The 12952-nt window shown below is 69.6% G+C and carries 9 protein-coding genes; 6 read left to right on the top strand and 3 right to left on the bottom strand.

What is annotated here, in order from left to right; genetic code table 11:
* Window positions 1–6: 6 nt before the first annotated feature.
* Entirely contained in the window at window positions 7–312 is a 306-nt protein-coding gene (rpsJ, locus tag ABI214_RS20095) for a 30S ribosomal protein S10 (RefSeq protein WP_003938093.1), read from the bottom strand.
* A 497-nt stretch (window positions 313–809) separates the two neighbouring features.
* Here rpsJ and ABI214_RS20090 point away from each other — a divergent pair, with 497 nt between their 5' ends.
* Window positions 810–1289 carry a hotdog fold domain-containing protein gene (locus ABI214_RS20090; RefSeq protein WP_348604251.1) on the top strand — a complete coding sequence of 160 codons (480 nt, stop codon included), beginning with the start codon at window positions 810–812 and terminating at the stop codon, window positions 1287–1289.
* A gap of 71 nt (window positions 1290–1360) precedes the next feature.
* Here the strand turns inward: ABI214_RS20090 and ABI214_RS20085 are convergent, their stop codons facing one another.
* Entirely contained in the window at window positions 1361–2095 is a 735-nt protein-coding gene (locus tag ABI214_RS20085) for an oxygenase MpaB family protein (protein WP_348604250.1), read from the bottom strand.
* 172 nt (window positions 2096–2267) lie between these two features.
* On the opposite strand from ABI214_RS20085, the gene ABI214_RS20080 reads away from it, so the two are divergent.
* From ABI214_RS20080 to ABI214_RS20060, 5 genes are all read left to right on the top strand, one after another.
* Entirely contained in the window at window positions 2268–2963 is a 696-nt protein-coding gene (locus ABI214_RS20080; RefSeq protein WP_348604249.1) for a GntR family transcriptional regulator, read from the top strand.
* A gap of 195 nt (window positions 2964–3158) precedes the next feature.
* Entirely contained in the window at window positions 3159–4139 is a 981-nt protein-coding gene (locus tag ABI214_RS20075) for an ATP-binding cassette domain-containing protein (protein ID WP_348604248.1), read from the top strand.
* The gene (locus tag ABI214_RS20070) at window positions 4136–4999 is read left to right on the top strand and encodes an ABC transporter permease (RefSeq protein WP_348604247.1); all 864 of its coding nucleotides are present in this window, start codon (window positions 4136–4138) and stop codon (window positions 4997–4999) included. Before ABI214_RS20075 ends, ABI214_RS20070 begins: the two co-directional genes overlap by 4 nt.
* Window positions 5000–5019: 20 nt before the next feature.
* Entirely contained in the window at window positions 5020–5859 is an 840-nt protein-coding gene (locus ABI214_RS20065) for an ABC transporter permease (RefSeq protein ID WP_408586501.1), read from the top strand.
* A gap of 183 nt (window positions 5860–6042) precedes the next feature.
* A complete protein-coding gene (locus ABI214_RS20060) occupies window positions 6043–6993 on the top strand; it encodes an alpha/beta fold hydrolase (RefSeq protein ID WP_348604245.1) in 951 nt (316 codons plus the stop codon).
* A 73-nt stretch (window positions 6994–7066) separates the two neighbouring features.
* Here the strand turns inward: ABI214_RS20060 and ABI214_RS20055 are convergent, their stop codons facing one another.
* Entirely contained in the window at window positions 7067–12919 is a 5853-nt protein-coding gene (locus ABI214_RS20055; protein WP_348604244.1) for an amino acid adenylation domain-containing protein, read from the bottom strand.
* Between the last annotated feature and the right edge of the window lie 33 nt (window positions 12920–12952).

Genomic DNA, 12952 nt, shown 5'->3' with positions numbered 1-12952 from the left:
CCAAGCTCACTGGATGTTCACGTCGACGCTGGCCGGAAGGTCGATGCGCATGAGCGCGTCGACCGTCTTCGGCGTCGGGTCGAGGATGTCGATCAGCCGCTTGTGAGTACGCATCTCGAAGTGCTCGCGCGAGTCCTTGTACTTGTGCGGCGAGCGGATGACGCAGTACACGTTCTTCTCGGTAGGCAACGGCACCGGGCCGACCACGCGGGCCCCGGTACGGGTCACCGTCTCGACGATCTTGCGCGCTGACGCGTCGATCGCCTCGTGGTCATAGGCCTTGAGCCTGATGCGGATCTTCTGTCCCGCCACGCTTGTGTCCTTTTCTTGCCGCGTTTCGTAGAACCCGAACGAGCCGGGGACTACCTCGTCTGCACAGCCCTCGGCTGAAACACGACACGAACAACACACACTCGCGATCGAGACATCACTCGATCCGCTGCCGCTGTTCATCTGTCATGGTTCTCCGGTCCACGCGGTCGGGCGTGTCGCCTGGCCGCTCATTCCCGGGCCCCGGAAATCCCTTCCCAGGAGCCGCGAGAACCGCACCGGATGCGCCCGCAACGGGGCGCAAACGTTGGGTACTGCTTCCGTCTTGCATCGCCGTGACCAGGCATTTCGACCCGATACTCGACGTTCATCCAGCCCGACTCGGGTCGCAACGGATCGCGTCCCAGTCAAGGCAACCCGATCAGTATGCCGTAGCGGACCCGAGAGTTCAAATCGCACCCCGGGAAATCTTCGAGGTCAGCGGGCATGCGCACCACACTTTCGCCCCATCGAACTTACTCGAGAGTAAGATTCAGTGCATGACGACGCCCGCGACCGCCACCTACCGAAGCTGGCAGAAGTTGCCCGCCAACAGATTCGGCCGTTCGCTGTTCTCCATCGGCATGTGTGCGCGCGTCCCCTTCTTCGCGACGGTGCTGCCGACCGTCGAGCGCATGGAGCCCGGGCGCTGCGAGGTTTCGGCCCCCAAATGGTGGGGCGTGCACAACCACCTCGGGACGTTCCACGCGATCGCTGCGTGCAATCTCGCCGAGATCGCGATGGGCATGCTCGCCGAGGCGACCGTGCCCTCGACGCATCGATGGATCCCCAAGGCGATGAACGTGCGTTACCTCGCGAAGGCCGAGTCGCGGTTGAGGGCGAGCGCCACCCTCGACACCGTCCCCGACTTCGGTTCGATGACCGATGGCACGGAGCTGACGATCCCCGTCTCGATCACCGACCGCGCCGGCACCGAAATGGTGCACGCCGACATCACGGTCTGGGTCACCCCCGCCTGACGCCTGCCGGGCTCACGGCTGGCGGGCGACCTCGGCCGCTCGCGCGGGAAGTGGCGCATCATCCCCCGGTACTACTCCCGTTCGCCGCGCTGCAGCAGCCACCCGGACCCGCCGGGCACGATCCGCGCCGCGGTGTGCTTGACGAAGTTCGCGGGGATGCAGAACAACTCGTAGGTGGCCGACTGATCGGCCTGGTTGATCGGCAGCCCCCAGTCCTCGACGCTCCAGTCGTCACTGCCGGTGTAGTGCCGATTGATCATCGCGTGCATGAGCCGCACGTGAACCGTCAGTTGCCAGCCCTGGCCGTCCCGGTACATGCCGCCCGGCTGCACGCACTCGTACCACCACTTGACGGTCTCCCCCACCCTCCGCCGCGCGCCGTCCCCGTTCAGCCGTCCGGTCCGCGCGAGCAGATCGGTCGTCGCCGAACTCCGGTAGCCCGCGAGAAGGGCGGAGCCGAGCACGTCGAGGCCGTTGAGTCCCCCGCGCCGACACACCTCGTCTCCGCGCTGCATCAGAGCGTCGTCGACCCAGTCGGGCCTCCGTTCGATCGAGTTGAAGAACGTGCGCAGGGCTTCGGGTGCGTCGGGCACGGCGCCGATCCCGTCGGCGAGCGCGGTCCGGAACTGCTTCATCGTCACGGCGCGGTCCTGGGTGATCGCGGCGGCGAGCGCGTCACCCGCGTCGTCGCACCGCGTCAGTGCCTCGGCGACGAAGGCCAGGTCGTCGGGCGTGGGCTCGGGGTCGATCCGGATGAATCGGCGGATGGGAGCGCCCGCTCGGCGCGCCCACGCGGGCGAGAGCATGAAACGCCCCCGCACGTCCGGCGCGCAGATCTCCCGCGCGAGTCACCCGATATATTCGACCGAATCTGATCGTTGCACGCATCACACCAGCGGGTCCGGTATCGGACACGTCACTGCCGGTCGCCTATGTCGACGTCGGCCGGCACGTGCGCGTCCCGCGAAGGAGTACTCGATGGCCCCGTCCGCCGCCCCCCGTTCCGCATCGGCTCGTGCGTTGCGCCGTCGCCCCCAACTGTCCGACGACGTCGCCGTGCACGTGCGCAACCTGATCATGTCGGGCGGGGTGCGTCCGGGTGACTTCATCCGCCTGGACGAGACCGCGGCGGACCTCGGCGTCAGTGTCACGCCGGTCCGGGAGGCGCTGTTGACACTGCGCGGCGAGGGTCTCGTCGAACTGGTTCCCCACCGCGGGTACGTCGTCGCGCCCCTGAGCAGGGAGGACGTGGCCGACATCTTCTGGCTGCAGGGGCAGATCGCCGAGGAGCTGGCCGTGCGGGCCGTCGAGCGCGTCGACGACGAGGCCGCCGCGGAACTGACGGAGCTCAACGAGCAGTTGCGGCGTGCCGTCGACGTCGGCGACGCGACCAGGATCGAGGAGCTCGAGTTCGGCTTCCACCGGTACCTCAACCGGCTGGTGGGCGCGCGCAAACTGTCGTGGTTCCTGCTGGGGGCCACCCGCTACACGCCGGTCCATTTCTATTCGTCGGATCGGCGCTGGGGCGACGACGCGGTGGCGAGTCACACACGTCTGCTCTCCGCGCTCCTCGCACGGGACCACGCAGCGGTCGCCGCGGAGACCCGAGCCCACTTCGAGGACGGCGCAAAGCGCCTGGTGCGGCACCTCGAGTCGGCCGGGATCTGGGACTGATCCGGCGGTAGACCGGACACGGACGCGGGCTGTCCGCGCGCCCCGGGTATTCCCGCTCCGGCGTCCGAAAAGCCCGGCGCGGCCGTGCCGCCGGGTAACATTTCCCCGAAGCGGAGGGAATACACGTCGACGGATGGACGCGTGGACCCTGAGAGACGGTCACCCATCCAACCCAGGTGAACTAGCGGAGTGTCGATGCCCATATTCCAGGACGCAGCTGTGCTGGTCGACGACGTCCACAAATCCTTCGGCGACGTGAAGGCCTTGCAGGGTGTCAGTTTCGAAGCCAAGCGCGGCACGGTCCTGGGGATTCTCGGGCCCAACGGCGCCGGCAAGACGACGACGGTGAAGGTGCTGTCGACCCTGCTGCGCCCCGACAGTGGACGCGCGGTGGTCGCCGGGCACGACGTCATCACGCATGCCGCCGACGTCCGGCGCTCGATCATGATGACGGGCCAGTACGCCGCGCTCGACGAGACCCTCTCGGGCCGCGAGAACATCGAGCTGTTCGGTCGGCTGATGGGTCTCGATCGCACATCCGCCAAGCAGCGGGCGCAGGCGCTGCTCACCGAGTTCGATCTCCTCGACGCCGGTAAGCGAGCCGTCCGCAACTACTCCGGAGGTATGCGCCGACGGATCGACATCGCGTGCGGACTCGTCGTCCGCCCCGAGGTCGTGTTCCTCGACGAGCCGACCACCGGTCTCGATCCGCGCAGCCGTCAGGGCGTGTGGTCCCTCGTCACCTCGCTGAAGGAGCAGGGCATCACCGTGCTGCTGACCACGCAGTACCTCGAGGAGGCCGACCTGCTCAGCGACAACATCATCGTCATCGACCGCGGCACCGTGATCGCCGAGGGCACCGCGGACCAGTTGAAGGCGCGTACCGGCGGTAGCTACTGCGAGGTGGTGCCGCTCGATCCGCAGAAGTTGCCGTGGGCCGTGCACGCGCTCGGCAATCTCGTTCCGCCGGAGGTGCGCGCCGAGGTCGCCGAGGGCGGCGAGGGCATCGATCGTGTCTCGCTCCCGGCACCCGACGGCGCCGCGACGCTGTCGGAGGCGCTGCGCCGACTGGACGCCGCGGGCATCGAGCTCGCCGACATCGCGCTGCGCCGCCCGTCGCTCGACGACGTCTTCCTGTCTCTGACGGGTCATTCCGCGCCGGAGACCCAGCGATGAGCACCCCGGCGAAGAGCGCCGCGCAGGGCCTCACGGTGTCCACGGCGTCGGACCGGGCAACGCTGACGGTACCGGCGAGGCGGATCGGCTCGCACCGGCGCCCGGATCCCAACGGCTTCCAGCAGTGGCTCGCGCTGACCGGCCGCACGCTCAAGTCGATGGTGAAGACCGGTGAGCTCGCGGTCGCGGTCATCGCGCCGTTGATCTTCACGATCGGCTTCTACCTCCCGCTGCGCTTCGTGATGAAGCTGCAGGGCATCGACTACGCCCAGTTCCTGATGCCGATCATCGTGCTGCAGGCGATGGCGTTCACCGCGATCTCGGCGTCGCAGTTGGCGTCGGTCGAGGCCCTGCACGGCCTGACGACACGGCTGAAGACGATGCCGGTGTCGGGGCCGGTTCCGCTGATATCGCGGATGACGAGCGGACTGGTGCGGTCCACGATCACACTCACAGCGGCGCTCATTTACGGCTACGTCATCGGGTTCCGCTTCAGCGGCGGAGTAGCGCTGGCCGCGCTGTTCTGTCTGTTGGCGCTCGCGATCAGTCTCGCGTTGTCCCTCGGTGCCGACGCGATCGGCACGCTCGCGAAATCCCCCGAGGCGACCTCGCAGTCACTCGCGTTACCCCAGTTGATCCTCGGGATGTTGTCGAGCGGGTTCGTTCCGGTCTCCGGATTCCCCGAGTGGATCCAGCCGTTCGTGCGCAACCAGCCGATTTCCCAGTTCTCCTACGCCATGCGCGACATGGCCGCGGGCTCGCTGACCGCGTCGACGTTCTTCCCCGCCGCGGCGTGGTGCGTCGGGCTGATGGCGGTCTTCGCTCCCCTGGCCGTGTGGGCAAGCGTGAGGCGCAAGTGAGCAACTCCGCTAAGTCCACGATGACCGCGAGCCCGTCCGCTGACGGCATGTTCGCGTTCCCGCTGCCGAACGAGACGTGGCCCGAGTCGTCCGCCAGGGCGCTGTGGACCCACAGCCTCATCCAGTGCAAGCGGCTGCTGATGCGCTGGTCGCGCGATCCGTCCACGATGATCCAGGCGCTCCTGTACCCGGCTCTGACACTGGTGATGTTCCGGATCGTCATCGGCAACACCGTGACCGCGGCGACGGGTCAGCCCGCCGTCTACGGCCAGGTTCCGATGATCATCCTCATCGGCGCGATGTTCGGCTCGATCGTGAGTGCCGTCGGCTTACGGGCCGAACGGAAGACGGGTCTGCTGTCACGGTTCTGGACGCTGCCGATCCATCGCGCCGCGGGTCTCGTCGGCCGCATGATGGCGGAGGCCGTGCGGGTCTTCGTCACGACCCTCGTGATCCTGGCGGTCGGGTTCGTGCTCGGCTTCCGCCTGACGCAGGGAATCCTGCCGAGCATCTTGCTGCTGTTGCTTCCGATCATCTTCGGAATGGGCTTCGCGATGATGGTGACGGCGCTGGCCACCGTCGCAGGCGATGCGCCGCTGGTCGAGCTCGTCTCGATCAGCTGCACCCTCCTGATGTTCTTCAACTCCGGATTCGTGCCGGTGATGGCGTACCCGACGTGGCTGCAACCGATCGTCGCGGCGCAGCCGATGTCGTGCGCGATCGACGCGATGCGGGCACTCGCGCTCGGCGGACCGACACTGGTGCCGGTGCTGCAGACGCTCGCCTGGTCGTTCGGGATGATCGCGGTCTTCGTCTATCCCGCCATCCGCGGCTACCGGCGCGCCGCCGAGACGGGCTGAGCAGGGTTCGTTCGGCGTCCAGACCCGTCGCTCCTCGCGGTCGGGGTGTCTCGCCGTTGCCCGAGTCGACCTGTCATCCGGAATCATCCTGATTTTCACCTGCCCTTTGGGGTAGGTATGCCCTTTTCGTCTGATATCAATCTCAGCGAATCACCTCTCCTCCCCTCTTCAGGAGCACCCAGAATGGTCCTTCGACGCCGTCGGTCGGCGCGCCTCCTCGCGACTGCCGCCGCGGTCCTGTTCGGTGCGGTCGGTCTCCAGCCGGCCGCCGCGTCAGCCGATCCGGCGCCGGGAAGCGCCGAACTGACGGCGCCGGCCGCGAACCAGGTCGTCTCCCCTGAAGGGGCCCCCGCCGGCGCCAACGACTGGTCCTGCCGCCCGTCCCCGCAGCATCCTCGGCCGGTGATCCTCGTCCACGGGACCGGCATGAGCATGCAGGAGACCTGGGGCACGATCTCCCCGAGCCTGCGGAGCGAGGGGTACTGCGTATTCGCGTTGAACTACGGCGTGGCGGCGCAGTCCTGGGGCAGCGGCGACATCCGCGCCTCCGCCCGCGAACTGGCGGGATTCGTCGACACCGTCCGCGCCCGCACCGGCTCCGCTCAGGTCGACATCGTCGGTCACTCCCAGGGCGGCACGATGACCCGCCAGTACCTGCGATTCGAGGGCGGAGCCGACCCGGTCGATCCGTCGCGCAACAAGGTGCACAGCCTCGTGATGCTGGGCCCCACCACGCATGGCACCACGTTCAACGGCCAGCAGCGTCTCATCGACGCGTTCACCTCGCTGGGGGTCACCGACGAGCGCACGAACGAAGTGCTCGCCGGGCTGAGCATCGGGCTCGCGTCGTATCAGCAGCTGATCGGCTCCCGGTTCCTCGCCGACCTCAACGCCGTCGGCGAGACGATGCCGGGCATCACCTACACGGTCATCGCGTCCCGGACCGATGCGGTCGTGACGCCGCCCGAGGGGTCGTTCCTCGTTCCCGGCGCCGGGTCGGTACGCAACGAATGGGTCCAGGACAGCTGCCCGGGGGCGACGATCTCGCACGTGGGGCTCACCGAAGATCCCCGGGCGACGTTCCTGGTGCGGCGTGCCCTCGATCCGAGCACCCCGGGTTCGGCTCCCTGCTGATCGGGCACCGGAACACCGTGGCCGGTCCACTCTTCCGAGTGGACCGGCCATGGTGTTCCGTGCAGCTCTCCGCTCAGCGGCGCAGGTAGCGGTCGAGTTCGGACCCGACCACGTCGAGTGCCTCCGGCGAGGTCATCTGCCAGTGTCCGGCAGCGACCGGGACCACGTCGACCGATCCGCGGACCGACCCGCGCCACCCGTCCACGCCGTCGATCTCGCCCCTGCTCGCTCGGAAGTAGAGCAGATCTCCGTCGAAGTCGCCCGGTCGGTAGCGGTCGAGCAGGGCGAACGAGTGCGAGATGCCCTCGAGAATGCGCTCCCATCGCCCGGCGATCCTGTCGAACGGTGCCGGCAGCCTGCGCAGGATGGTGTGGACGCGCCCCGGATCCAGCTCTCGGAGGGCGACGTCGCCGCCCGCGAGTTCTACCGCGAACTCGCCGAGGAGGTCGGCGAGCGACGGGTCCTCGTGTTCGACGACGTCCGTCTGCGGGTCGAGCACATGACTGTCGAGCATGGCCAGGGTCGGCACCGCTTCGCCCATGGCGCGCAGCTGGACCGCCATGGCGTGGGCGATCGATCCGCCCAGGGACCAGCCGACGAGGTGGTACGGGCCGCTCGGCTGAATCCGCCGGATCCGCTCGACGTACAGTGCGGCCCAGTCCTCGATGGTGGCGGGCAGCTCGATGTCCTCGGACAGCGCCGGCGACTGGATTCCGTAGATCGGGCGGTCATCGCTCACATGCCCGGCGAGTCCGGCGAAGCCCCACGACAGCCCGGTGACCGGGTGGATGCAGAACAGCGGCTCCGAGGTTCCCGCGGAGCGCACCGGCAGCACCACGCCGAGGCCGGAGGAGTCGTCCTCCCCCGCGGCGGCCTGTGCGCCGGATTCGATCCGCGCGGCGATGCTCTCGACCGAGGGATCGACGAACATCCACTGCAGCGGCACCGGGACATCGAGGGCGTCGCGCAGCGCGGCCACGACGGTCACGGCGACGAGAGAATTGCCGCCGATTTCGAAGAAGTCGTCGTCGAGCCCGACCTTGTCGACCCCGAGCGCGTCCGCGAAGGCACCGGCGACCGCGATCTCGTGTGGCGTGACCGGGGCACGGAATTGCCGCGGCTCCACCGCCGGCGCCGGCAGCGCCTTGCGGTCGATCTTGCCGTTGACGTTCAGCGGCAGGGCGTCGAGTTCGACGAACACCGACGGCACCATGTACGACGGGAGGGTCGCCGCGAGGTCCGCTGCGAGTGCGGCGGTGTCGAGGGGCTCGGTGTCGGCCGACACGACGTACGCCACCAGCCGGTCGCCGGACCGGTCGTCGCTCCGCACGGTGACGGCCGCCTCGGCGAGGTCGGCGCGTGACCGCAGGGCAGTCTCGATCTCGCCGAGCTCGATCCGGAAGCCCCGCAGCTTCACCTGGAAGTCGGCGCGCCCCACGTAGTCGAGGGTGCCGTCGGCTCGCCAGGCGACGACGTCGCCGGTGCGGTACATCCGGGTGCCGGCGGGCCCGTACGGGTCCGCGACGAAGCGGTCCGCGGTGAGTGCCGCGCGACCGTGGTACCCCCGGGCCAGCTGCGCGCCGGCGAGGTACAGCTCGCCGGGCACGCCGACGGGCACCGGACGCAGCCGGCCGTCGAGCACGAGCAGGCGGGTGTTCCATTCGGGGCGGCCGATCGGTACCGCCGCGGCGCCGTCGACGGCGCCGACGCGCTGTGCGGTCACGGACACCGCGGCCTCGGTGGGGCCGTAGAGGTTGACCAGTTCGGCGGTATTGGTGGCGGCGAACCGAGCGGCCGTGTCGGCCGGCAGGACCTCGCCGATCGCCAGGACCCGGCGCAGCGACTCGGGCAGCCGGTCCCCCGACTCGACCAGCAACGCCTGGAGCATCGACGGCACCACGTGCAGGGTCGTCACCTGCTCGCGGCGCATCAGCGCGTTGAGGTAGCCGGGGTCGCGGTGCCCGTCCGCGGCGGCGACGACGAGTCGTCCGCCCGACGTCAGTGCGGACCAGAACTCCCACACCGACAGGTCGAACGTCGCCGCCGTCTTGAGGAGGGCCGCGTCGGACGCGCCGAGGCCGTACTCGGCGCGCTTCCATTCGAGCTGGTTGACGACGGCGGCGTGGCTGACGGCGACACCCTTCGGGCGTCCCGTCGAGCCCGACGTGAAGATCACGTAGGCGGTATTGCCGGCCCGCAGCGGCGCGGTGCGTTCGCGGTCCACGACCGGTCCGTCCGCGATCCCGCTGCCGTCGACGGTGTCCACGTGCAGCACCGGCGTGTGCTCGTCGGTCTCGAAACCGTCGCGCGCGGTGGTGAGTACGCAGACCGGCTGCGCCGTCTCGAGGATGTACCCGGTGCGGTCGGCGGGGTGGTCCGGATTGATCGGCACGTAGGCGCCGCCGGCCTTCGCGACGGCGTACATGCCGACGAGCAACTCGACGGACCGGCGCATCGCCAGCGCGACCCGGGTCTCGGGTCCGACGCCCATCGCGATCAGGCGGCGTGCGAGGCGATTGACCCGGGTGTCGAACTCGACGTAGGTCAGGCGCTCGGTCTCGGCCACCAGCGCGGGCGCGTGCGGTGCCGCGGCGACACGCGCGTCGAACAGATCGGCGAGCGTCGCGCCCGCGTCCAACGGGCGGTCCGTGGCGTTCCACTCGGTCAGTGCGCGTTCGCGTTCGACCGGATCGAGCATGTCCAGGTCGCCGACGGGCGTGGACGGGTCGGCGACCACGGCGCGCAGGATCCGCACGTACATCTGCGCGATCCGCCGCACGGTCGCCTCGGTGAAGAGGTCGGTCGCGTACGTGAAGTTGACCGCGAACGCCGCCGGGGTCCCGTCGTCGTCCGTGTTGTCGGCGATCGTCGCGTGCAGGTCGAACTTCGCGAGGTCGAGGTCGACGTCGAGCGGCGAGACCTCGAGTCCGGGAAGGGCGAGCGCACCGATGCGCATGTTCTGGAAGGAGAACCCGACCTGGAAGAGCGGGTGCCGTGACGTCGAGCGCACGGGGTTGAGGACCTCGACGAGACGCTCGAACGGCACGTCGTCGTTGGCGAAGGCGTCGAGGTCGGCGGCGCGCACCCGCGCGAGCAGGTCGGCGAAGGGCTCGGCCGGGTCGATCCGCGCCCGCAGGGCGAGGGTGTTCACGAACATGCCGACCAGGGCGTCGAGGGCGGCGTCGCCCCGGCCCGCGATGGGGGTGCCGACGACGATGTCGTCGGACCGGGACAGCCGGGCCAGCAGGACCGTGAGGGCCGCGTGCATGACCATGAACGGGCTCGCATTGTGGACACGGCCGAGTTCGACCAGTGCCCGGTGCGTGGCCGCGTCCACGTCGGCCCCGACCGTCGCGCCCGCGTACGACTGGTGGGCCGGTCGCGGATGGTCCGTAGGGAGGTCGAGTTGGTCCGGGACTCCGGCCAATCGCTCCTGCCAGAAGGCGATCTGCCGGGACAGCAGCGACTGCGGATCGGTCTCGGCACCCAGCACGTTGCGCTGCCACAGTGCGTAATCCGCGTACTGGACGGGCAGCGGCGCCCACTGCGGCGGCGCCCCCGCCGCGCGGGCGGTGTACGCCGTGATGACGTCGCGGACCAGCGGGCCCATCGAGGAGCCATCGGCGGCGATGTGGTGGACGGACAGCGCGAGGACGTGTTCGGTCGGCGACACCGCGAACAGGCGCACCCGCAGCGGCACCTCGTCCGAGACGTCGAACCGGCTCGTCGCGACGGCCACGACACGCGCGGCGACGTCGTCGGCGCGGACGGCGACCGGCTCGAGGTCGACACCCGGCAGCGGCTGTCCGACCGGGAGGATCACCTGGTGCCCGACACCGGACCGGTCGGGGTAGACGGTGCGCAGCGATTCGTGCCGCGCGATCAGGTCGAGCACGGCGGCGCGCAGTGCGGCCACGTCCAGGTCGCCGGACAGGCGGACCGCGATCGGGATGTTGTTCACCGCGGAGTCCGGCTCGAGGCGGTTGAGGAACCACATCCGCTGCTGCGCCAGCGACAACGGAATCCGTTCGGGCCGTTCTCCCGCAACGAGTGCCGGGCGGGCATCGCCGCCGGAGGCGTCGGCGACGTGCGCGGCGAGGGCCTCGACGGTGGACGCCTCGAACACCGCGCGCACGGGGATCTGTGCGCCGACGGCCGCGGACAGGCGCGAGACGACCTGGGTCGCGATCAACGAGTTGCCGCCGAGTTCGAAGAAGTCGTCGTCCAGTCCCACCCGCGGGGTGTCGAGGATGTCCGCGAACACGGACGCGACGAGGTCCTCGGCCGCGGTGGTGGGGGCCCGGAACTCCCTGGCCTCGAACACCGGTGCGGGCAGCGCCTGCCGGTCCAGCTTGCCGACCGGGGTCAGCGGGATCTCGTCGAGCACCATGACCGTCGCCGGCACCATGTGCCGCGGCAGGGAACGGCCGACGAACTCGATCAGCGCCGCCGTGTCGACCCGGCGGCCGGCGACGGGATGCACGTAGGAGACGAGAACCTTGCTCCCCGTGGTGGATTCGTGCGCGACGGTCGCCGCGAAGTCGACATCGTCGTGATCGGCGAACGCGGCGTCGATCTCGCCGAGTTCGATGCGGAAGCCGCGGATCTTGACCTGGAAGTCGGAGCGTCCGACGTACTCGATCTGCTGATTCGTGTTCCACCGCACCACGTCACCGGTCCGGTACATGCGCTGTCCGGGTTCCCCGAACGGGCATGCGACGAATCGCTCGGCGGTGAGCGCGAACCGGTCGTGGTAGCCGCGGGCGACACCCGGACCCCACACGTACAGTTCACCGGCCACGCCGACCGGGGCCGGGCGCAGGCGATCGTCGAGCACCACCAGTGACATGCCCTGGGTGGGGCCGCCGATCGTGATGGGCTCGCCGGGGGCGAGCGGATCCGAGATCGCCGTCATGATCGTTGTTTCGGTGGGCCCGTAGCCGTTGAAGAAGCGGCGGCCCGGTGCGGCCCAGCGCGCGACGAGGTCGGGCGGGCACGTCTCGCCACCGACGACGACGTCGCAGAAGGTGTCGAGTCCCGCCGGATCGACGGAAGCGAGCGCGGCGGGCGTCACGAATCCGTGGGTGACGCGTTGCGTCGCAATGAGTTCGGCGAGATCGTCACCGCCGTAGACGGTGGGCGGCGCGATCACCATCGTCGAACCGGCGCCGATCGCGAGGAGCAGTTCGAGCACCGAGGCGTCGAAGCTCGGTGACGCGAAGTGCAGTGTCCGGGACTGCGGAGTGAGCTGGTATCTCCGGACCTGCTCGGCGCAGAAGTCACCCAGACCGGCCTGCGTGACGACGACACCCTTGGGCTTGCCGGTCGACCCGGAGGTGTAGATCACGTACGCCGGGTCGGCGTCCGTCAGCGTCCGGGTGCGGTCGGCGAACGTGACCGGGTCCGCGGAGCGCTCGGCGAGGAGGCGGTCGAACTCGTCGCCCAGGACGAGCCATTCGACCGTGTCCGGCAGCGATTCCCGCGCCTCGGCGGTCGTCAGACCCACCACGACACCGGAATCGGTCACCATGTGAGCGACCCGGTCGGCCGGGTAGTTCGGGTCGACGGGCACGAACGCGGCGCCCGACTTCGCGACGCCCCACACCGACGACACCGACTCGATGGACCGGTGCACGGCGACGGCGACGAGATCGCCCGGGCCGACGCCCCGTTCGATCAGGACGCGGGCAAGCCGCGAGGACCACGCGTCGAGGTCCTCGTACGAGCGGGTGCGGTCGCCGCACACCAGCGCGGTGGCCGACGGGTCACGCTCGACGGCGGCTGCCAGGAGCTGCGGCAGTGTGGTCGAGCGGGAGCGGTTCCGGCGTGCCGGTCGTTCCCTGCGCTCGGGCCGCGGACGCCTCGCCCGCTTGCCCTCGCTACTGCCCGTGTCCTCTGCGCTCAGCTCCCGACTCCGCTCGCTCATGCGTTCCGAACACCTCGGGTACCGCTCGTCGGC

Origin of the sequence: Prescottella soli (assembly GCF_040024445.1) — a bacterium.
Classification (GTDB): Bacteria; Actinomycetota; Actinomycetes; order Mycobacteriales; family Mycobacteriaceae; genus Prescottella; species Prescottella soli.
This window is presented reverse-complemented; position numbering and strand designations above follow the sequence as displayed.